15 protein-coding genes, 4 tRNA genes and 1 other RNA gene are annotated in these 20,278 nt (G+C 69.1%); 8 read left to right on the forward strand and 12 right to left on the reverse strand.

The window, feature by feature from the left end; genetic code table 11:
- Nucleotides 1–156: 156 nt before the first annotated feature.
- Genes pknB (AFER_RS00430) through AFER_RS00455 form a run of 6 tightly spaced genes read right to left on the reverse strand, consistent with a single transcriptional unit; the run spans nt 157 to nt 7,624 of the window.
- A complete protein-coding gene (gene pknB, locus AFER_RS00430) occupies nt 157–2,094 on the reverse strand; it encodes a Stk1 family PASTA domain-containing Ser/Thr kinase (RefSeq protein WP_012784177.1) in 1,938 nt (645 codons plus the stop codon).
- A 52-nt stretch (nt 2,095–2,146) separates the two neighbouring features.
- Entirely contained in the window at nt 2,147–3,709 is a 1,563-nt protein-coding gene (pknB, locus tag AFER_RS00435) for a Stk1 family PASTA domain-containing Ser/Thr kinase (protein ID WP_012784178.1), read from the reverse strand.
- Nucleotides 3,706–5,187, reverse strand: coding sequence for a peptidoglycan D,D-transpeptidase FtsI family protein (locus tag AFER_RS00440; RefSeq protein WP_012784179.1), 1,482 nt, complete (start codon nt 5,185–5,187; stop codon nt 3,706–3,708). Before AFER_RS00440 ends, pknB (AFER_RS00435) begins: the two co-directional genes overlap by 4 nt.
- A complete protein-coding gene (locus AFER_RS10645) occupies nt 5,180–6,448 on the reverse strand; it encodes a Stp1/IreP family PP2C-type Ser/Thr phosphatase (RefSeq protein ID WP_012784180.1) in 1,269 nt (422 codons plus the stop codon). The genes AFER_RS00440 and AFER_RS10645 overlap by 8 nt, the downstream gene beginning before the upstream one ends.
- Nucleotides 6,448–6,960: an FHA domain-containing protein gene (locus AFER_RS00450; protein WP_012784181.1), complete on the reverse strand. Its 513-nt coding sequence runs from the start codon at nt 6,958–6,960 to the stop codon at nt 6,448–6,450. The genes AFER_RS10645 and AFER_RS00450 overlap by 1 nt, the downstream gene beginning before the upstream one ends.
- Nucleotides 6,961–6,964: 4 nt before the next feature.
- Nucleotides 6,965–7,624, reverse strand: a complete 660-nt coding sequence (locus AFER_RS00455; protein WP_012784182.1) for an FHA domain-containing protein — start codon at nt 7,622–7,624, stop codon at nt 6,965–6,967.
- 108 nt (nt 7,625–7,732) lie between these two features.
- On the opposite strand from AFER_RS00455, the gene AFER_RS00460 reads away from it, so the two are divergent.
- Both AFER_RS00460 and AFER_RS00465 read left to right on the forward strand, forming a co-directional pair.
- Nucleotides 7,733–7,816: transfer RNA gene (locus AFER_RS00460), tRNA-Leu, on the forward strand.
- A 124-nt stretch (nt 7,817–7,940) separates the two neighbouring features.
- Nucleotides 7,941–8,486: a TMEM165/GDT1 family protein gene (locus tag AFER_RS00465; protein WP_143711887.1), complete on the forward strand. Its 546-nt coding sequence runs from the start codon at nt 7,941–7,943 to the stop codon at nt 8,484–8,486.
- Here AFER_RS00465 and paaZ read toward each other — a convergent pair.
- Together paaZ and AFER_RS00475 are read right to left on the reverse strand one after the other, a co-directional pair.
- Nucleotides 8,476–10,542 carry a phenylacetic acid degradation bifunctional protein PaaZ gene (gene paaZ / locus AFER_RS00470; protein WP_012784184.1) on the reverse strand — a complete coding sequence of 689 codons (2,067 nt, stop codon included), beginning with the start codon at nt 10,540–10,542 and terminating at the stop codon, nt 8,476–8,478. The two genes, AFER_RS00465 and paaZ, sit on opposite strands and share 11 nt — an antisense overlap.
- 224 nt (nt 10,543–10,766) lie before the next feature.
- Nucleotides 10,767–10,858: transfer RNA gene (locus AFER_RS00475), tRNA-Ser, on the reverse strand.
- A 179-nt stretch (nt 10,859–11,037) separates the two neighbouring features.
- Between AFER_RS00475 and AFER_RS00480 the strand changes: the two genes are divergently transcribed.
- Together AFER_RS00480 and AFER_RS00485 are read left to right on the forward strand one after the other, a co-directional pair.
- Nucleotides 11,038–11,721 carry a hypothetical protein gene (locus tag AFER_RS00480; protein WP_012784185.1) on the forward strand — a complete coding sequence of 228 codons (684 nt, stop codon included), beginning with the start codon at nt 11,038–11,040 and terminating at the stop codon, nt 11,719–11,721.
- Between the two features lie 58 nt (nt 11,722–11,779).
- On the forward strand, nt 11,780–12,745 hold the full coding sequence (locus tag AFER_RS00485) for a hypothetical protein (RefSeq protein WP_012784186.1): 966 nt from the start codon (nt 11,780–11,782) through the stop codon (nt 12,743–12,745).
- 709 nt (nt 12,746–13,454) lie between these two features.
- Here AFER_RS00485 and AFER_RS00490 read toward each other — a convergent pair.
- Both AFER_RS00490 and pheA read right to left on the reverse strand, forming a co-directional pair.
- Nucleotides 13,455–13,538, reverse strand: a tRNA-Ser gene (locus AFER_RS00490).
- 14 nt (nt 13,539–13,552) lie between these two features.
- Nucleotides 13,553–14,473 (reverse strand): prephenate dehydratase, encoded by a 921-nt coding sequence (gene pheA / locus AFER_RS00495; RefSeq protein WP_012784187.1) that lies wholly within the window; start codon nt 14,471–14,473, stop codon nt 13,553–13,555.
- 61 nt (nt 14,474–14,534) lie between these two features.
- On the opposite strand from pheA, the gene larB reads away from it, so the two are divergent.
- From larB to AFER_RS00510, 3 genes are read left to right on the forward strand one after another with little or no spacing between them, the layout of a single operon-like run.
- Nucleotides 14,535–15,239 carry a nickel pincer cofactor biosynthesis protein LarB gene (gene larB, locus AFER_RS00500; protein ID WP_041661595.1) on the forward strand — a complete coding sequence of 235 codons (705 nt, stop codon included), beginning with the start codon at nt 14,535–14,537 and terminating at the stop codon, nt 15,237–15,239.
- Nucleotides 15,236–16,396, forward strand: a complete 1,161-nt coding sequence (gene larC / locus AFER_RS00505) for a nickel pincer cofactor biosynthesis protein LarC (protein ID WP_012784189.1) — start codon at nt 15,236–15,238, stop codon at nt 16,394–16,396. Before larB ends, larC begins: the two co-directional genes overlap by 4 nt.
- A 20-nt stretch (nt 16,397–16,416) precedes the next feature.
- A complete protein-coding gene (locus tag AFER_RS00510) occupies nt 16,417–17,424 on the forward strand; it encodes an alpha/beta hydrolase (RefSeq protein ID WP_012784190.1) in 1,008 nt (335 codons plus the stop codon).
- A 15-nt stretch (nt 17,425–17,439) separates the two neighbouring features.
- Here AFER_RS00510 and AFER_RS11415 read toward each other — a convergent pair whose 3' ends face one another.
- Nucleotides 17,440–19,758, reverse strand: coding sequence for a phosphoenolpyruvate carboxylase (locus tag AFER_RS11415; protein ID WP_012784191.1), 2,319 nt, complete (start codon nt 19,756–19,758; stop codon nt 17,440–17,442).
- Between the two features lie 232 nt (nt 19,759–19,990).
- Nucleotides 19,991–20,075 (reverse strand) — tRNA-Ser (locus tag AFER_RS00520).
- 85 nt (nt 20,076–20,160) lie between these two features.
- On the opposite strand from AFER_RS00520, the gene ffs reads away from it, so the two are divergent.
- Nucleotides 20,161–20,259: signal recognition particle sRNA small type (gene ffs, locus AFER_RS10580), an RNA gene on the forward strand.
- Nucleotides 20,260–20,278 lie beyond the last annotated feature (19 nt).

Consider the following 20,278-nt stretch of genomic DNA (forward strand, 5'->3'; position numbering starts at 1 on the left):
CGGAGCTGCTCAGGGTGGCGACCTTCGCCGTGGTGGCACTTGGCACGAGGAAGGCGGGCATGCACGTCCGCTGCGGTGGCGTTGACACCGACCCGGGCGCCGCGCTCGTCTGGTGGCGCTGGCCGTGCGACGGCACGGGCTCAGCGCCGAGTCGGATCAGCCGGCTGACGGGGTTGGCCCCCCGCTGGCAGGACCGCCCGAAGCGGTCGTCGTCCACGTGATGGTCACGCTGGACCCAACCGGTGCCTGGGTCCCTGCGGCCGGCGACGTCGACTCGACCACCGCGGCAGCCGGAGGGTTCGGCTGCGAGAGTGTGTAGGTGAAGCCAGCGTTGGTCAGGTCTTGCTCTGCGGTGGCGACCGGATCGCCGACGACGTTCGGTACCGTCGCCTCGTTGCCCTGCGACACCACCAACGCAACACTCGATCCCGGCGCCACCTTCGTCCCCGGAGCGGGGCTCGTCGAGATGACGTCACCATTCGGCACGCTCGAGCTTGCCTGGTACGTCACCGTACCAACAGCCAATTGGTCGGCCCCGAGCTTGTTGGACGCCGATGCGAGCGAGAGACCGACGACGTTCGGCACCGCGATCGAGCTCGGACCGTTGGAGACGGTGAGGACGACGGTCGAACCGTGCGGGGCGGACGTCCCGCCAGTCGGCGACTCGGCGACCACGGTGCCCTGCGGCGCGCTCGCTGCCTGATAGTTGGTGGAGACGTTGAAGCCCAACGCGAGCAGCTTCGCCTCGGCTGTCGATGCGGTCTCACCGACGACCTTCGGTACCGTCACCGCCGCCGGTCCGCTCGAGACCACGAGATCGACGGTGGAGCCCTTCTGAACCTTGGTGCCAGCCCGTGGCGATTCGGCGATGACGGTACCCGAGGAGGCCGAGGCCGCCCGGAACGACAGTGCACTTTGGAGGCCAAGGTTGGAGAGGACCTGCGCTGCGCCCTGCTCCTGGGAGCCGACGACGTTCGGGACGGCGACGCGAGGGAGCGGCGCTGCGACGTGATGGTTCGAGCCGGCGAGCTTCGCGTACAGAAGGCCTCCTGCGAGTGCGAGCAGCACCACGATGACGAGTAGGATCCATGGCCAGCGCCGCCGCCGACGAGCTGTCTCGACCGGCGGCGTCACCGCCGGGATCGATGCCGTGTCCTCGACACGACTGAGCAACTGGGTCCGATCGCCAACGCCCTCGACCGCTCCGATCGCCATCGTGCGCTCGCCGAGCGCGGTCTGGGTGGTCGTCGTGCGCAGGGGACGGTGCTCGAGCACCCGCTGCAGATCGACACGCAGTGCCGTCGCGTCGGGGTAGCGCTGGTCGCGCTGCTTGGCGAGGCAGCGCATGACCACGGTCTCGAGTTCGGCACTCACCCGAGGGTTCACGTTCCGGAGCGGGGTGGGCGCCTCGGTGACGTGCTTGTAGGCGACGGCGATCGGTGTCTCACCGAGGAAGGGTGGCGTCCCGGTGAGCATCTCGTAGAGGACGATCCCGAGGGAGTAGATGTCGCTGCGTCCATCGAGATCCTCGCCACGGGCCTGCTCCGGCGAGATGTAGGTCGCGGTCCCGAGGACCGAGCCGGTCTGGGTCAGGTCCTCGTCGTTGGCGACCGCACGTGCGATGCCGAAGTCGGCCACCTTCACGATGCCGTCCTCGGTGATGAGCACGTTGGAGGGCTTGATGTCGCGGTGGACGACCCCGTGGCGATGGGCGAAGGCGAGTGCGAGCGCGACGTCGGCGCCGATCGAGGCTGCTTGATCGGGGGGGACCACCCCGACCGTGCGGATGAGCTGCGCCAGCGTCTGACCGCTCACGAGCTCCATCGCGATGAAGTAGGTGCCGTTCGCGGGGCCCCAGTCGTAGACCGACACGATGTTCGGGTGCGACAGCGCCGCTGCCGACTGCGCCTCACGCCGGAATCGCTCGACGAACGTCGGGTTCGTCGACAGCTCCGCGAAGAGCACCTTCAGCGCCACGAGGCGGTCGAGCAGGAGGTCTCGCGCTTCGTAGACGTCGGCCATGCCCCCTCGGGCGATCTTCGCGATGGGCTGGTAGCGCGTCCCGAAGACTTGGAGCTGGACCTCTTCGGTCATGTCTGCCTGCCTTCATTCATCACAGAGGCACGCTCGGAGCGCGCATCTCCCGTCATGACGACCTCTTCCGCTTAGCGTGCGCCGTGGCGGTTGGTGCTGGCGCTCGCGCGATCACCAATGTCACAGCTGATCCAGGGGCGACCTCGGTGCCCGCGGCCGGGCGCGATGCGAGCACGTCACCGCTCGGCACGGTGGTGCTCGTTTGGTAGGACACCGTCCCGAGGACGAGTTGGTGGGTTCCGAGGAGGTTCGAGGCGGCCGCGACGGAGAGGCCTTGGAGGGTCGGTACGACCACGCGAGGTGGTCCGGAAGAGACGATGAGGTTGACGCGAGATCGTATCGCAACGGTGGTGTCGGCGGTGGGGCTGGTCGCGATGACCTCGCCGGGTGGCACGGTGGTGCTGGCCTCGGTCGTCACGGTCCCGAGGACGAGTTGGTCGGCACCGAGGTCGTTGGAGGCTGCTGCCTCTGACATCCCACGAAGGCGCGGGACCGCGACGACCGCGACGGCCGTGAGGCGGCTTGCGATCACTCCGATCGCGACGCCGAGCCCGAGCACCACGACCAGCACGATCGCGAGCCACGGCCATCGGCGCGACCGTCGGGGCGGCGTTGTGGAGGCTGGCGAGCTCAGCAACTGCGTCCGATCGCCAACGCCCTCGACCGCTCCGATCGCCATCGTGCGCTCGCCGAGCGCGGTCTGGGTGGTCGTCGTGCGCAGGGGACGGTGCTCGAGCACCCGCTGCAGATCGACACGCAGTGCCGTCGCGTCGGGGTAGCGCTGGTCGCGCTGCTTGGCGAGGCAGCGCATGACCACGGTCTCGAGCTCGGCACTCACCCGAGGGTTCACGTTCCGGAGCGGGGTCGGCGCCTCGGTGACGTGCTTGTAGGCGACGGCGATCGGTGTCTCACCGAGGAAGGGTGGCGTCCCGGTGAGCATCTCGTAGAGGACGATCCCGAGGGAGTAGATGTCGCTGCGTCCATCGAGATCCTCGCCACGGGCCTGCTCCGGCGAGATGTAGGTCGCGGTCCCGAGGACCGAGCCGGTCTGGGTCAGGTCCTCGTCGTTGGCGACCGCGCGCGCGATGCCGAAGTCGGCCACCTTCACGATGCCGTCCTCGGTGATGAGCACGTTGGAGGGCTTGATGTCGCGGTGGACGACCCCGTGGCGATGGGCGAAGGCCAATGCGAGCGCGACGTCGGCGCCGATCGAGGCTGCCTGCTCGGGAGGGACGACCCCGACCGTGCGGATGAGCTGCGCCAGCGTCTGGCCGCTCACGAGCTCCATCGCGATGAAGTAGGTGCCGTTCGCGGGGCCCCAGTCGTAGACCGACACGATGTTCGGGTGCGACAGCGCCGCTGCCGACTGCGCCTCACGCCGGAATCGCTCGACGAACGTCGGGTTCGTCGACAGCTCCGCGAAGAGCACCTTGAGCGCTACGAGGCGGTCGAGCAGGAGATCTCGCGCCTCGTAGACGTCGGCCATGCCCCCTCGGGCGATCTTCGCGATGGGCTGGTAGCGCGTCCCGAAGACGTGGAGCTGGCCGTCGCGTCGAGTTCGGCGTCCTCGGTCCCTGCGACCGAGCGAGAGGGGGGCGGTCGACTCGTCGGTCATCCCTGCCCTCCCGTGATACCGAGCGCAGCTTCCAGCATCGCCTTGACGACCGGGCCCGCATACTGAGCCCCCGTCGGGTTCGCGGACAGCCCAGGCTGCTTGGGTACGACGACAGCGACGACGACGCGCGGGTTCTCGGCCGGAGCGAAGGCAACCATCCAGTTGTCCGATGCACCAAGGACCGAGGAGTGACTCGTCAACGTGGTCTGGGCCGTACCGGTCTTCGCAGCGATCTGGACACCTGGGATCTGGATGCCGACCGCCGTCCCGTAGCGGACGACGTCGATCATCAGCTGTGTGACCTGTGCGGCCGTGGACGGACTGGTGGCGACCCTCCAAACGTGCGGGTGGTAGGCCGTGACGACCGCGTCTTGAGGATTGAGGACACGGTTGAGGACGTGCGGGGTCATGATGGCGCCGTGGTTGGCGATACCGGCTCCGACCAGCGCCATCTGCAAGAGGGTCGCGGTGACGTTGCCTTGGCCGATCGCGCTGAAGGCGAGCTGGGGGAGATTCTGCTTGAAGAACGATGCAGGTGGGAAGGTCGACGCAGCCGCTCCGGGCAGGTCGATCGGAGGAACCTGATTGAATCCGAAGGCCGTGGCCTCCTCGCTGAGCGCGGTCGCGCCGAGCTTGAGGCCGAGCTGCGCAAAGGCGGTGTCACACGACACAGGGAGCGTCTGGGTGAGCGTACCGCCACAGGACTCGTAGGCGTAATTGTGGAGTTCGTGCGTGGTCTCAGGCAAGGGGATCTGCGACACTGCAGGGAAGTTGATCAGGGCGAGTTTCGGGTCGTGGTCGAAGATTGCCGAGGTCGTCACCATCTTGAAGGTGGACCCAGGCGGATAGGCGCGCGAAATCGCCCGATCCAGGAGCGGATCACCCGGATTGGCGAGATCGGCCTTCCAGGCCGCGATCTCGGTCGTCGTCGACTGTGCCGCGAGCGGCGCAGGATCGTAGGTGGGGTTCGATGCAAGGGCGAGGATCGCACCGGTTCGGGGATCGAGCGCGATGACCGCTCCCTTGAGTGACCCGAGCGCCTGGTACGCCGTGCGCTGGAGGCGCGAGTTGATGGTGGTGACGACCGAGTCGGTCTGCTCGCTCGACCCGAGGAGCTGCGAGATCGAGTCGGGTACCACCACGTGCGGGACGAGGTAGCGGTTGAGCTCGTACTCGAGGCCTGACAGGCCGTAGATGAGCGAGAAGTAGCCGGTGATGTCGCCGTAGAGTGATCCGGCCGGGTAGGTGCGCTGGTAGCTGTTGCCACCGGGAAGCGGCACGGACTCGGCCATGACCTGGCCATCGGCGGTGAGGATCGGCCCTCGGTTCTCCGAGAAGATGCGCTGCATGCCCGCGGTGTTACCGGGCGCGTCGGCGAGCTTGGACGCCTGGACCACCTGGAGGTTGTTGAGCTGCACGAAGACCAAGGCAAAGGCGAGCAGCAGTACGAGCGTGACGATCCCGATGCGCCTACGCATGCAGCACCTCCACCACGCCGAACGCGGCAAGGGATGCGTGCTGCTGCGCGGCCTCGCGTGTCAAGTTGGCGACGAGCGTCCTTGCCGCAGCCAGCGATCCCTCTTGGACGCCGTGGCCGAGCTGCAGGCGGAGCGCTGGCGTGAGCGCGCGCTGCTGGAGGGATGTCGTCTCGACGACCCGCGGGTGGAACCAGAGGATCCCTCCGATGCGTCCCCGCTCGATCACGACGTGACCTGCGACGATGGTCACGATGTAGGAGTGGTCGTTGTAGAGCGCGACCACACCCACCACCACCGCCGCTACCGCGCCGAGTGCCACAATGAGGGCCGCGAGTCGGAGCGCCGAACGTATCCAGGTCGGACGTTCGGTCATCTGGGAGGGAAGAGGACGGGGGAGCTTGGTTGCGAGGGATGGGTCCTTCGGTGCCGACGACGATCGCCTCGTCCGGCCCGACGCAGCGCGGGAAGCCTCGGACACGACCGAGGTCGACGCTGTGTCCGCGGGGCGGGCGTGCGAGAGCTCGGACGTCGCGCCGAGTGCGCTCGAGGCTCCCGCCGGCACACCGTCTTCGTGCGCGCTGACGACGATCACCGAGACGTTGTCGGAGCCGCCGTGCTCGAGCGCCGCCTCGACCAACGCCGAGACGGCGTGCTCCGGGTCATCGTTACTGAGCAGGTGCGCGATCTCGGTCTCGGTGACCTCGTTGACGAGCCCGTCGGAACAGAGCAGCAGCGTGTCTCCCGGTCCGAGCGTGAGCTCGAAGTGGTCGGGTTCGACCCCTTCCACCACGCCGAGCACCTTCGTGAGGACGTGACGCGCCTGGTGGTGCTGAGCTTGCTGGCTTGTGATCGTCCCGGCATCGACCAGTTCCTGGACGAACGTGTGATCGTTCGTGATCTGACGGAGTTCGCCCGCGCGCAACAGGTACGCGCGTGAGTCGCCGACGTTGGCGAGATCGCAGCGCCCGTCGGGGTCGACGATCGCGAGGGTTGCAGTGGTGCCCATCCCCGCGAGCTCGGGTTCGTCCTGGGAGCGCTCGAAGATCGCGACGTTGGCGGCTCGCAGCGCGTCGACTGCGCTCGCTCCAGCGGCGACGGCGTCGGCGATGGCCCGGATCGCGATGGACGAGGCCACCTCACCTCCGACGTGGCCACCCATGCCGTCGGCGACGACGAAGGACCGGCCGTCGGCGGCGACGGCGTCTTGGTTGGACGAACGGACGCGGCCAGTATGGCTGGCGGCTGCCCAACGCAACTGCATCACCCGACCACCCGAAAGGCGCTCTGGCCAACCTGGAGCACGTCGCCTCGCGTCACGCGCATCGAGCCTTCGACCCGCTCGCCGTTGACGAACGTCCCGTTCGTGGACCCGAGATCTCGGACGATGATCCGCCGTCCCTCCTTGACCACCTCGGCGTGGTGGCCCGAGACGAAGCGGTCGTCGGCGAGCGTGAGGTCGCAGGATGCATCACGGCCGATCGTCGCGGGGGTGGCGAGTTCCAGTCGACGTCCCTCCAGCGGCCCCGCCACCGCGAGCACGACGAGCGCCCCGGTCTTCGGACCGCCGCTCGGGGTGACTCGAGCTGCGGTCTGGTGGGCCTCTGCCTGGGCGCCCGAGCCCGCCGAGGCGACCACTGGCCGAGCATTCACGCTGGCCGGGGTGCGCTGGGCTCGACGCGTCTCGCGCCAGACGGCGCGCAGTGCGAACGCAAAGAAGATCCAGATCACCACGATCAGGGCGTACTTCAGGATGGTCAGGAGGACGACGCTCATGGAATCAGCCGCGCTCCACTCGGACTTCGACCGCACCGAGACGGAGGACGTCGCCGGCCTGGAGTTCGGTCGGTCGAGCGACTCGCTCCCCGTTCACGAACGTCCCGTTGGTCGAGCCGAGGTCGGTCACCGTCGCGGTGCCTTCGGCGATCGTGACCTCGGCGTGTCGACGAGAGACGCGGTTATCGTCGATGCGGACGTCGGCACCGCTCTGGCGCCCGATGATGTAGGACCCAGGTCCGAGCTCGACGGGTGCGCCGTCGGGCAGGATGAACCTCCACCGGTTGCGGTAGGTGGCGTCTTCGACGAAGGCCGTGTCGATGTAGAAGGTGCCGGCCTTGAGCTGGGGGTCGGCGTCGATGGTCAGCGCGATCGGCCCCAGGAGCTCGAAGCCGTTGTCGTCGACCGTCTCGCGCGCGAGCTCAGCGAGTTCCTCCTCCACGCGAGCTCGCAACGGCCCGAGCTCTTCGAGGTCAGAGGGTGCGAGCGCGACGACGATGCGGTTGGGAGCGATCTCAGAGCGAACCCCGATCCGCACGTCACGCTCGATCTCGCGCACCAAGCGTCGCCCGATCTCTGCCGGTTCGATCCCACGCGGCGCGCCCTTCGAGAAAATCGACTCGACCGCGCTCGCGATGCGACGCTCAAACTGTTCGAGTGCCACCCCACCTGCACTATACCGAGCCCACCCGCGTACCCACTTAGGAATCCCCAGGGAGCTGGCGCGCCTGCACACGCGCGTGAGCTCCCTCGCTAAGCTCTTGGCGCTCCCGGGCGAGTGGCGGAATTGGTAGACGCGCAGGATTCAGGTTCCTGTGAGGGCAACCTCGTGGGGGTTCAAGTCCCCCCTCGCCCACCGCATCGGCTCTCTGGCATGGGCGTCGGTCGACGGATTGGGCATCGCCGCGGTCGCGCGTGTGCGAAGCTGAAAGCAACCCGAGGAGGGCGGCATCGGAACTGTCACGCTCGCAGCCCTGGTGGTGGCGACGTCCTTCGTCGGGGAGCTGCCCGACAAGACGATGATCGCGGCGGTGATCCTCGGCCGGCGTCACCACCCGACGAAGGTCGTCGGCGCGGCCGTGCTCGGTCTCGGCGCCCAGGCCGCGATCGCCGTGACCCTCGCAACCGTGGCCCGACGCCTGCTCAAGGCCTCGGTGGTCCATCAGGTCTCCGGTGCGATCTTGCTCGTGGTTGCGGCCGTGCTCGTGTGGGTGGCGCTTCGGGCCAAGGAGGACGCTGGCGACACCATCACGCCGAACCGCCCCTTCTGGCAGCTCGTCGGCGTGTTCTTCCTCGCTGAACTCGGTGATGTGACCCAAGCAACCACGGCTGGCTTCGCGCTGTCGTCGTCGGAGCCCGTCGTGGTCGCCGTTGCGGCGACGGCCGGCATGACGCTCGCGATTGCGATCGGCGCTACCGCGTCCTCAGCGCTCAGTCGCATTCCCGAGCGCGCGATCTGGGCGAGCGCCGCCGCCATCCTCATCCTCTTGGGCGTCGGCGAGCTCACCGGCGTTCTCATCCTCTAGGTGCTGATTCCTCGGGATCGGCCTCGAGCGGCCAGGTCCTCGCCACCATCGTGAGCACGTCGTAGCGAGCCACGATCGCTCCGTCGCCATCGCGTGTCACCTCGGCATCCCACCGAACCTCGTCGTAGGGCATCCCCGCGCGAGGCGTGATCTCCTTCGCGGTGAGCGTCACCGAGAGCGCATCGCCCGGGCGTACCGGTGTGAGGAAGCGGAGGTTGTCGACCCCGTAGTTCGCCAGTACTGGGCCCGGCTCTGGATCGACGAAGAGTCCTGCGGCCAAGCTGACGACGAGATAGCCGTGCGCAACGATCCCGCCGAAGAGTGGGTTGGCCGCGGCGGCCTCGGGGTTCGTATGGGCGTAGAAGTGATCGCCGCTGAGGGCCGCGAAGGCGGCGATGTCGTCAGCCGTGACGATCCGCGGGCCTGCGCTGATCGCGTCTCCCAGCTGGAGCGCGGAGGTGGGCTTGCGAAACGGGTGCTCACCGAGGTGCCGCGGGGCGCCTGGAACCCACTGGGCGGCGATGCGACCAAGCACGCTCGGTGTGCCTTGGACCGCGGTCCGTGCGAGGTGCCGCGTGACGGCTCGCATCCCTCCGAGTTCCTCGCCGCCACCGGCTCGTCCTGGGCCGCCGTGGAGGAGCCGAGGCAAGGGAGAGCCGTGTCCGGTGGACGCGGGAGCGCTGGTCGCATCGAGCACGAGGATGCGACCGTGCCAGGGCGCAAGCTCCATCACGAGCTCGTCGACGACGCGCGCGTCCGCGCTCACCACCGAGGCCACCAGGCTGCCTGCCCCGCGCGCAGCCAGCTTCGCCGCGTGCTGTGGGTCCTGATAGCCGAGGACGGTCGCGACCGGCCCGAAGGCCTCGATGCGGTGGGGCTCGTCACGATCGGCGTCGCGCGCGACGAGCAACGTGGGGGCGACGAAGGCGCCTCGCTCCGGGTCCGCGCCGAGGACATCGTCCAGGTCGCCGCCGACCACGACGTCTGCTGCGCGGGCGAGCTCGTCAATCCGGGCGCGCACCTCCGCACGCTGGGCGAGGCTCGCCAGCGGTCCCATCACCACGTCGGGACGTCGCGGATCGCCCACGGTCACGGCCGAGAGCCGCTCGGTTGCGGCCTCGACCACCGGTCCTACCAGGCTTGCCGGCACGAGCGCGCGTCGAATCGCGGTACAGCGCTGCCCCGCCTTGATGGTGAGTTCGTCCACGAGCTGGGAGACGTAGAGATCGAATTCGTTCGTGCCGGGGACCGCGTCAGGCCCGAGGATCGATGCGTTGAGCGAGTCGGTCTCGACGGTGAGATGGGTGCCGCGGGTACGAACGCTCGGGTGCGAGCGGAGCAGCTCGGCCGTCGCCGCCGAACCGGTGAAGGCGATCGTGTCCTGAGGCCCGAGGTGGTCGAGGAGATCCTCGGCGCCGCCCGCCACCAGTTGGAGCGCGCCGGGCGGCAGGAGGCCGCTGTCGATGATGAGCTGCACGAGTCGGTGGGTGACCGGGGCGGTCTGCGACGCTGGCTTGATGATGGTCGGCATCCCCGCGAGCAGGGCTGGAGCCAGCTTCTCGAGCGGCCCCCAGACGGGGAAGTTGAAGGCGTTGATCTGAACCTCGACGCCCCTGCGCGGCACGAAGATGTGACGCCCCGCGAAGCGGCCACCGCGATCGAGCCGTTCCACCTCGCCGTCACGCAGGACGTTGCCCTCCGGTAGGGATCGCTTGGCGAGGCTTGCGTAGCTGTAGAGGACGCCGATGCCCCCTTCGACGTCGAACCACGCGTCGCGAGCCGTTGCGCCAGCGACGGCCGATGCGTCGTGGAGGGTGTCGACGTGCTCCGAGAGGTACGCCCCGAGTGCACCGAGCAGTGCGCCCCTGTCTTGGAATCCGAGGGCGCGGAGCGCCGGGCCCCCGACATCGCGCGCGAAGCGCACCATCGCCTCGGTCGGGAGTCCTCGCGTCGCGAGGCGAGCCACCTCCTCGCCGGTCGTGGCGTCAAGGACGGGTTGCCCGGGATCCGTGGAGAACCACCACGAGTCCTCGACGAAGCTGCCAAGCGTCTGCATCGATCACCTCCGAGGCCGCGCCCGACCGACCGGTCGGTCGGGGTGATCTGAGGCTATCGCAGACTGGGCCGCCTCACCGCGGCCTTGTCGTCGTGGCTCGACGCACGTGTCGCCGCCGGCGATCTGCGTGCAGCTCGGTGCTCCGGGAGCCTGCGGTCCGAGGTGCGATCAGCCAGCGTGACCGATGCACATGGCGCTAGACCCGATCATGAGGCACGGATCGTTGGCGGAGAGGGAGGGATTTGAACCCTCGGACCCACTTTCGCGGGTCAACTCATTAGCAGTGAGTCCCATTCGGCCGCTCTGGCACCTCTCCTTGGGCTCCTAAGGCTAGCGCAGCTTCGGCCGCCGATTCGCCCCGGTGGCCCAGACGGCACGGGCTACGGGCCGGCGTGTGTCGGCGGCGGTCGGATCGGTGATGGCCCATCCACGGAGCGGGGTGGTCTCGAAGACCATGCGACGCCCAGCGATCGTGGGGCGGGAGGGAGACCACACATGAGTTGGATGAGACGACATCGCGTGCGCCTGGGTCTGGCGGCGCTTGGGGCGGTGCTCGCAACGGGTGCGGGCGTGGCAACGGCCGCGGCGGCCTCGCCGCCGCCGAGCAACGCTGTCGTTCCAGGCACCGGGGTAGGCGAGTACGGGATGACGAGCGCCTTCTACGACGGTCACATCGTGCACTTCACGTATTCGCGTGGCTTCTACTGCGACCTGCACGTGTCCTCGGGCGCATCGTCCGGGTGTGAGGTCGGCGCGAACTACGTCGTGCCGCCGTCGAAGTCGTTCGACCCGCTCTACATCGCGGTCCCGATCGGGATCTCGGTGCCGGCCATGTCGATGGACTGCCCGAGCGGCCTCGTCTGCGTCGATCACCCCGGTACCATCGACCTGAGCAGGCTAGAGCCTGCGCTCAAGCCGTTGTATCCGAACCTCTCGGCCGCGCAGCTGACCGCCGCCCTGAAGAACGTCCCGACGCCAGGGCACGAGCACTTCATCACCACCGTGAACGACCGCAAGCCTGAGTGGTGGGATGTCAAGGTGATCGGGGTGGAGAAGCTGTCGGTGTGGAACGCCATCAATCGGCATCGCTCCTTTGCCTTCCTCGAGAAGGAGGTTCGCGCAGGACAGACCACGCCGATCATCCCCACCAACCTCTTCTTGTACTTCTCGGTTAACTAGGCGTAACCGCCCCGGCGGTGCTGCGTGCACCGCCAGGGCCGACCGGAGCTCACCACCCATGCACCTCACACGTCGCCGCCTGCAACTTGGCCTCGGATGGCTCTGGCTCCTCGACGGCTGCCTCTCGTTGCAGGGATCGCTGCTCGGAAAGAGTTTCGTCACGGCGGTCCTCGAGCCAACGCTCGCACACCAGCCCGCGATCGTCGCCGCACCGCTGCGAACCGCCATCGAACTCGTCGCACCGCACGCTGCGCTCGCTGGCTTGGCAATCGCGCTCGTACAACTCGGTCTCGGCCTTGGCCTCGTCGTCGCTCGCGACACTCGGCGATGGCTTGCGCTCTCGATTGGGTGGGCCCTCGTCGTCTGGTGGATCGGGGAGGGACTCGGTGGCCTCCTGACCGGGGCCACGCTGCTCAGTGGCGCTCCAGGGGCGGCACTGCTCTACGCGCTGATCGCGGCCGCGGCCTGGCCGCGGCGGGGCCGACAGGAGCACGTTCCGCCCTCGCCGTTCGCCGTCGCGGCGTGGAGCGTCCTGTGGATCGTGAACGGCGTCGCGCAAGTCCTGGCCGATCGTTCGAGCACGAACCCGATCGCCTCCACAGCGCAGATGGGCCAAGTTGGCGCCCCATCGTGGATCGCGGCCGTCGACCAACGACTCGGGACGATCCACGGCGATGCCCTCGGCACGATGCTGATCGTGCTCGAGGTTGCCGTCGCCATCTGGGGACTCGTGCCTGGCGGACCACGCACGCTGTCGGCGCTCGTCGGATCAGGTCTTGCGGTCGTCGCCTGGGTGTTCTTCCAGGGGATGGGGGCACTCACCTCGGGCCTGGCGACCGATCCGAATACGGGTCCGCTGATGCTCCTCCTCGCTGGCGCCGTCGTCGCGGCTCGTCCTGCGACCGGCGCTCTCACGGAAGCGATCGGGCGACGCCGGGAGCGGAGGGCGCCGGTCGGCGCCCACGTCCTGCTCGGCGTGCACCGTGGCGAGCGTTCCTCGTCCATCCCCGCCCAGACGAAGTGAGGTGTGTCCAGTCGGGTCGTGAGCGTCTGCGTGCTGCTGTCGATGGCTCCGGGGGCATCCCGGCTGTGCAGGCAGTCCGTGGAACGACTTGCGTGTGGCGCACTGCGGCTCGCGCCATGGCGCCCCTCCGCCTCCGGCGACGTCGGGTGGCGTGGCCTCGCCCGCCTCGCTGCCGTCGTCGGCTCACCGCGACCGCATGCGGGGCCGTTGGCATCGCTGGCGCAACCTTGTGCCGGCCCGGTCCACGCCACCTGGTGCACTGCCATCGTGACGATCCTCGACTCGGGCGCTCCCTTGCGGTCTCGGTGCCCATGGGGGTCGATCTGGGCTCGTCGATGAAGGCTCCGTCGGATCCTTCGTCGTCCCAGCCGAGGCCGCGGCGCCCCCGCAGTTCGATGCGCCATACTCAGATAGGAGCACGATCGGTGCTCACGAGGGTCCGGGGGGCCACCGTCGAGCAACGACTGGAGAGCACACAGCTAACCGCCGATCACGACTCTCGAGCTCATCGGTCCGCCGGCTGGGATCTGTGAGGCCCGTGCGAGCCGCTGCCGGCGTCGCCGCCCATGGTCTCGCGAAGCCCGTCTCGAGTCCGCAGCTGTCACCTCGCAGCGCGAGCCTCAGCTCGTGCGCACCAGGTACTCGAGCCTGGGCCGTGGCTGGTGCGTGTCTCGGTGTCGGCGAAGTGCCAACATTGAGCCTTGTGTTGCGGAGGGAGTGGGATTCGAACCCACGGGGCTCGTGGCCCAAAGCATTTCAAGTGCTTCGCATTCGTCCGCTCTGCCATCCCTCCTCGAGGACGCGAGCCTAGTCCGGCGAGTGCAGGCTCCGCGGGAGGCTCGGGTCGAGCGGAACCGGCGGTGGCGATGGTGCCGCCTCTTCGCGGTGGCGGGGGCGTGCACTGGCGAACGAGCCGAGCAGCTTCGCTCGTACGCCGCTCGCGGCGAGGTCGTCGAGTGCACTCGCCACCGCTGGATCGGTGACGTGACCCTCGAGCTCGATGACGAACAGGTAGGCGCCGAGGCTGGTTCGGGTTGGGCGCGATTCGAGTTTGGTGAGGTTGATGCCGCGAGCAGCGAAGGCGCTGAGCAGCGCGAGCAGTGAGCCTGGTCGGTCGGTGACCTGAAAGCACGCCAGAGCGGTGCGATCCGATCCGGTGGGTTCCGGGAGCCTGCCCTTGGCGAGCAGCCAGAAACGCGTCTCGTTGCGCGGGTCGTCCTCGATGTCCGACGCGAGAACGTCGAGGTGCCAGAGGTGTGCGGCCGTCATCGTTCCGATGGCAGCCGTGGTTGGATCGTTGGCGTCTGCGACGGTGCGAGCTGCCTCGGCGGTCGAGGCCACCGCGACGCGGGTGGCTCCCGGGAGCCTCGTGCGCAGGAACCCGCGCGACTGCGAGAGCGCTTGGGGGTGAGAGAGGACGCGGGTGATGCGATCGAGGGAGGACCCGACGACGCCGAGCAGCTGGTGATGGACCGGGAGGATCGCCTCCGCCACCGCAAGGAGGTCGAAACGATGGACCAGGGCGTCGAGCGTCGCGAGCACCGCTCCCTCGAGCGCATTCTCGATCGGCGAGAAGGCGAGGTCGACGTCGCCGTGGTCGACCGCTTCGAGGACGTCCTCGATGGTGGGGTAGGCGACCGGCTCGACGCGATCTCCGAAGGACCGCCGGAGTGCTTCCTCGGTGAAGGTCCCGGTCGGCCCCAGGTAGCTGACGCGGTGGGTGGGCATGGCCGGAGCCTACCGAGTGGGGGTGAGGTGCCTCGCCCTAGGCTCGGCGTGTGTGCAGCCCATGAGTGAGGACGGTCTCGTCCGTAGCGATGCCGGTTGGTTCGACACTGCACGCCGGAGGCGGATCGGCCTGCCGGAGGCCATCTACGCACCGGGCAAAGCCGAGACCGACCTCGTCGCCCTCATCGAGCAGAGTCTCGCCTCCGGCGAGCCGACCATCGTCACACGCGTCGAGCGCGAGCTGGCCGAGCGGCTCGTCGACCGGTTCGACCTTCGCCCGTATCCCGCGCTCGAACGTCGTGCACCCATGGTGGCGCTCGCCGGCAATCCGGTGCCGTCGTCGTCGCTCGAACGCGTCGGGCTGGTCGGGATTCTTGCGGCGGGGACCTCGGATCGCCCGGTCGCTGCCGAGGCCGCGTGTGTCATCGAGACGCTCGGCCACAGGACCCGCTTCGTGCTCGACTGCGGCGTGGCTGCGCTCGCGCGATCGGTGCGCGCCATGGAGGAGGTGGCCGACGCGGACGTCGTCGTGGTCGTCGCTGGTTTCGAGGGTGCGCTGGCCAGCGTGGTCGGCGGTTCGATGGCCCAACCGCTCATTGCGGTGCCGACCTCGACCGGGTACGGGGCAGCCCGTGGCGGTGAGACCGCGTTGTGGGCCATGCTCGCGACGTGTGCCCAAGGGGTCTGCGTGGTGGGGGTCGACAACGGATTCGGCGCCGGGTGCGCTGCGGTGCGCATCGTCGGTGCGGCTGGGCGCAACGCATGAGTCGACGTACCCTCGTCGTCAATGCTGCGGCAGGAGTCGCGGGCGACATGCTCCTCGCCGCGCTGCTCGCGCTCGGAGCATCGAGAGAGCACGTGGAACGAGCACTTCGACCGGTCGGTCTCGACACCGCCCTCGAGACCTCGCTCGTGGACCGAGCAGGCATTCGCGCCACGCAGCTGGTCGTTGGCGACGACATCGAGCACACCCCCCTCGACGAGGCTGGGCTGCGCGCAGCCTGTGAGGCGGCCAGCCTCGGGCCTCGTGGACGCGAGCTCCTCTCGCGCGCGCTCGATCTGGTGCTCCTCGGTGAGCGCACGGTCCACGGGGGGCATGGGCACGCTCTGCACGAACTGGGGTCGCTCGATACCGTCCTCGACCTCGTCGGGACGGCGGCCGCGTTCGAGGCGCTCGACGTGGATGGGGTGCTCCTCGGCCCCGTCGCCACCGGGCTCGGGGCGGCTCCGATGGCCCATGGGGTCTACCCGATCCCGGCGCCAGCGGTCGCGGCGATCGCCGCCGCGACGGGCCTCGTGGTCGAGGTCCGTTCCGGTGCAGAGGCCACCACCCCGACCGGCGCTGCGCTGCTGGGTGCGCTCACGATGGTGCGGGTCGCCGAAGCGAGCGGGGCCGTTGCTGCCGTCGCCTACGGCGCCGGTACCCGCGATGACCCGGACCGGGCCAACGTGCTCCAAGCCCTCCTGCTCGATGGGAGCGACGCGGTTGCCGAGCAGATCGGCGTCGTCGAGACCTGGCTCGACGACCTGAGCGGTGAGGACCTCGGGCGCATCGCCGACGAGGCGATCGGCCAGGGCGCGCTCGATGCGTGGTTGCTTCCCGGACTCGGCAAGAAGGGTCGTCCGGGTTTCGAGCTGCGTCTCGTGTGCGCACCGTCTGCCCTCGAGAGCCTCGTGGCCTGGGTGCACCGACGGACCCAGAGTCCGGGCGTGCGTCATCGTCTCCAAGAGCGCAGCGTGCTCTCCGCGTGGTTCGACGAGGTCGAGGTGCACGGCGTGTCGTGTCGCATCAAGGTGACGCCGGTGGGGGCCAAGTGCGAGGACGACGACGCACGCGAACTTGCTGCGGTGCTCGGGGCATCGGTGGCGACGGCCCGTGCGTTGGCATTGGCGAGGTGGCGAGAGAGCGGTGTGTCTCGATGACCGCGACTGGAGGGAGCGACGTGGCACTTGACCCGACGATCGCGAGCTTGCTCGAACAGCTCGCCGCAACCGGAGCGACGACTCCGGTGTACGAGCTGTCGCTGGCCGATGCGAGGGCTGGCCTCGATCTCGTCGGCACCATCGGGATCGCAAATCCTCCTGCGGTTGCCCGAGTCGAGCAGCGGACCATCGACGCTGGCGACCACGCCATCGCGGCGGAGCTGGTTTGGGGCTCTGAGGCGCCACGGGCTGCCCTGCTCTTCGTGCACGGCGGTGGGTTCGTCCTCGGGAGTCTGCGTGGCTACGGGCCGATGGTCCGCCATCTCGCGGCCTCGACCGGCGCGTTGGTCGTGTCCCTCGACTACCGGCTCGCCCCGGAGCACCGTTTCCCGGCAGCGGTCGACGACACGCTCCATGGTTTGCGGTGGCTCGCGGCCGAGCGAGATGCGCTCGGCGTCTCGGTGCTCGGTGTCGTGGGGGACTCGGCAGGCGGCAACCTCGCGGCCGTGGCGAGCATCGCCGCGCCGTCCGAGGGGATCGACCTCGCGCTCGCCCTCGAGCTCTATCCCGCGACCGATCTCAGCGAGGACCTCGCCTCGCTCGAGCGCTTCGGCGAGGGTTACTACCTCACCGCCGAGGAGGCTCGGTGGTTCGCGTCCCAGTATCTCGGCGATGACGAACGGCTGCTCGCAGATTGGCGTGCCAATCCCATGGCCGCCACCGACCTCGACGACCTGCCACTCACGATCGTCGCGACCGCTGGCTACGACCCCATCGGTGACGCGGGCCGCCGATGGGCAGCTCGTCTCGCAGCGCTCGAGCCGCGCGGTAGCGTGCCCGACGACCTGGACGAGCGTCTGCGACAGGCGGGGGTCGAGGTCTCGGGCTGGGCCCGCGGTCGGGTCATCTCGCTGGACTTTCCCACGCTCGTCCACGGTTTCGCATCGATAGCCCAGCTCGCACCGGCGGCGGGGGCCGCGTGCGAGCTGAGCTATGGCCTGGCCGCCTGGGTGCTCGAACGGGCGTGAGCGGCGTCGGGACGCCTACCCGGAGTTCTTCTGGACGGTGGCGATCGCATTGATCGATCGCAGGACGAGGGTGAGATCATCGGGGTTCCGGGAGGACCGCCACGCACCGAGCGCCGTCACCTGCAACGGGTTCAGCTCTGCGAGGACGCGGTTGCGCACGGTGAGCGAGTCGGCGAGCGTCGGACTCCAGGCGAGGAGTCGGCGCTGACCCGTGGCGCGGAGCGTCTCGGCCACGGTGCGCTCGTACTCCTCCTCGATCACCGCGAAGATCGCCGCTGCGGTCGTCGGATCGTCTGCGAGGTCGAGGTAGCGGCGGGCCAAGCGCATGTCGGCCTTGGCGAGCGCGATCTGGACGTTGTCGAGCATGCCGGCGACGAACGGCCACGAGGCCCGAGCCTCCCGGATGGCGTGGTCGCCGTGCGCCTCGCGTGCTGTGGCGAGACCGGTCCCGATGCCGAACCACGCGGGCAGCGTGTGCCGTGACTGGGCCCACGCGAAGACCCAGGGGATTGCGCGGATCGTGGCAAGTCCGGTATCGGCCTGATGGCGCCGGGCGGGTCGTGAGCCGATGCGGAGCTGGGTGAGCTCCGGAAAGGGCGTGACCGATCGGAAATAGGCGTCGAAACCGGCGCTCGTGGTCAAGGCCCGATAGGCGTGCTCGCTCGAGCGTGCCACCAGTTCGGTGACCATGACCGCGCGGTCGGTGGGTGCGGTGTCGTCGTCCGCGCCGCCGAAGGCTCCGAGCGCGGTGAGCAAGGTCGCGCTGGCGCGATCGGTCGTGGCGTAGCGGTGCGAGATGGTCTCGCCCTGCTCCGTGATGCGGATGGTGCCGCGCAGCGCAGCTCGCGGGTGCGCTCGGGCCACCTGGGCGATCGGTCCGCCACCACGCCCGACGGTGCCGCCACGGCCGTGGAAGAGTTCGACGGTGATGGCGTGGCGTTCTCCGAGGCCGATGAGCGCCTCTTGCGCCCGGTAGAGCGCGTACGCGGACGCCGCCATGCCACCGTCCTTGGTCGAGTCGGAGTAGCCGAGCATGACCTCTTGGCGCAGCGCCCGACGCTCGAGGTGGGCCAGGTAGGCGGGGAGGGTGAAGAGTTGCTCCATGACCGACTCGAGACACTCGAGGTCTGCGATGGTCTCGAAGAGCGGGGTGATGTCCAGATGGTCGGCGCCGAGCGCACGGGCGATGACGAGGACCGCAATGACGTCGGCAGCGTGGTGGGTCATCGAGATCACGTAGGAGCCGATGGCGGCGGGCCCGAGCTCGGCCTCGACGGTGGTCAGGGTGTCGAACAGGGCGACGAGGTCGGCAACGAGCGTGGTCCTCGGCGTGCGAGCGTGTGGCGGATGATCCAGGCAGGCCAGCAGCATCGACAGGCGATCGTCCGCGTCCGCCTCCCAATAGCCAGCCAGGCGAGGATCGTCGCCAAAGAGTTCGAGGATCGCTTGGTGGTGGACCGTCGACTCCTGCCGGATGTCGAGTGATGCGAGGTGGGTGCCGAACGTCGCGGCTTGCCACACGAGGTCCTGGAGGGGCCCCTCAGCAAGCGCGGTGTCGCCGTGAGCAGCCAGCGAGTCGCGTATGAGTCGGAGCGCAGTCTCGAGGTCGGGGCCGACCAGGGGGGCGATGTCGAGCGCCTCTGGGTCGTTGTGGAGCCGATGGAGCTGGTTGTCGATACGCGCAAGCAGGTAGTAGATCTTCTGACGGTAGGGCTCGTCGACGTAGTGGGTGCGCACGTACGGTGCGAGGTGGACGAAGTCGTGCTCGTCGTTGCGGATCGACTCCACGATCGCGTCGGAGACGGCGGCGAAGTGCATGGAGTGCGTGAGCCGTCGCTTGACGGCGTCGAGTCGCGAGCGGAACGCCTCGAGGCACGCGGTCGCGTTCGCGACGAAGGCAGCCTTGGTGACCTCGGCCGTGACCAACGGGTTCCCATCGCGATCGCCGCCGATCCACGAACCGAAGCGCACGGGGACGCCGATGGCATCTGCATCGACCCCCCGTGCTGCCGCGAGCTGTCGGTACACGACTGGGATGGCGTCGAACAGGCTGGTGGTGAGGTAGAAGAGGCCGGTGTGCACCTCGTCGGCGACCTCGAGTCGTCGGGAGCGCAGCTCCTCGGTGAACCACAACAGACGGAGGTCGGACGGGTCGACGGCGTTCGGCGCGTGCGCGATGCGCTGCAGGGTGTGCAAGATGGTGCGCCGCTTGGTCTCGGTCGGGTGCGCGGTGAGCACCGGAGTGAGGCGGATCCGTCCGAGACTCCTCGGTGCGAGCTTGGCGAGGTCCGTCACGTCGTCGGCGCCCTCGGCGACGTTGAGGACGTTGAACACGACGTTGGCGAGGCGCAGAAGCTGCTCCGTGTCGTTGCGATCGAGCGGCTCGTGCTCGGGGCCATCACCGAGCGCGAAGCGGAGCGCGGCGACCGCCCGCGGCGTGGCGAGCGCCCACAGCGCGTCCAGCGGGAGTGACCACAGGTACTCGTTCGTGCGCGACAGCGACTGCCTCCTCGCGGGCCGTGGCGACCAGTGCGCCCGGGCGGCGAGTGCGCCGCCCGGGCCCGAGCGGAGGAGGTGGGATTCGAACCCACGGTGGGTTGCCCCACACGCGACTTCCAATCGCGCCGATTCGGCCGCTCTCGCACCCCTCCGTGCCCGTCTCGGTGCACCCAAGGTTCGGGCTGCTACGCTAGCCTACGGTCTACATCGCGCCCGGGCCGCCGGCGTGGGCGCGGAAGCCGGGCCCCACGCGGCGGGTCCCCGTGAACCGGGTCAGGGCCGGGAGGCAGCAGCCCTCAGCGGAGCGATTCGGGTGCCGTGGCCAGCCTGGCTTCCGCGCAACGCCGGCGGCCTC

Source organism: Acidimicrobium ferrooxidans DSM 10331, assembly GCF_000023265.1.
Taxonomy (GTDB): Bacteria; Actinomycetota; Acidimicrobiia; order Acidimicrobiales; family Acidimicrobiaceae; genus Acidimicrobium; species Acidimicrobium ferrooxidans.

What these genes read in the sequence shown, in the direction of transcription:
- pknB (WP_012784177.1), bottom strand. Translation starts at nt 2,094, where the DNA reads ATGACCGAAGAGGTCCAGCTCCAAGTCTTCGGGACGCGCTACCAGCCC.
- pknB (WP_012784178.1), bottom strand. Translation starts at nt 3,709, where the DNA reads ATGACCGACGAGTCGACCGCCCCCCTCTCGCTCGGTCGCAGGGACCGA.
- AFER_RS00440 (WP_012784179.1), bottom strand. Translation starts at nt 5,187, where the DNA reads ATGCGTAGGCGCATCGGGATCGTCACGCTCGTACTGCTGCTCGCCTTT.
- AFER_RS10645 (WP_012784180.1), bottom strand. Translation starts at nt 6,448, where the DNA reads ATGCAGTTGCGTTGGGCAGCCGCCAGCCATACTGGCCGCGTCCGTTCG.
- AFER_RS00450 (WP_012784181.1), bottom strand. Translation starts at nt 6,960, where the DNA reads ATGAGCGTCGTCCTCCTGACCATCCTGAAGTACGCCCTGATCGTGGTG.
- paaZ (WP_012784184.1), bottom strand. Translation starts at nt 10,542, where the DNA reads ATGCAGACGCTTGGCAGCTTCGTCGAGGACTCGTGGTGGTTCTCCACG.
- AFER_RS00480 (WP_012784185.1), top strand. Translation starts at nt 11,038, where the DNA reads ATGAGTTGGATGAGACGACATCGCGTGCGCCTGGGTCTGGCGGCGCTT.
- AFER_RS00485 (WP_012784186.1), top strand. Translation starts at nt 11,780, where the DNA reads ATGCACCTCACACGTCGCCGCCTGCAACTTGGCCTCGGATGGCTCTGG.
- pheA (WP_012784187.1), bottom strand. Translation starts at nt 14,473, where the DNA reads ATGCCCACCCACCGCGTCAGCTACCTGGGGCCGACCGGGACCTTCACC.
- larB (WP_041661595.1), top strand. Translation starts at nt 14,535, where the DNA reads ATGAGTGAGGACGGTCTCGTCCGTAGCGATGCCGGTTGGTTCGACACT.
- larC (WP_012784189.1), top strand. Translation starts at nt 15,236, where the DNA reads ATGAGTCGACGTACCCTCGTCGTCAATGCTGCGGCAGGAGTCGCGGGC.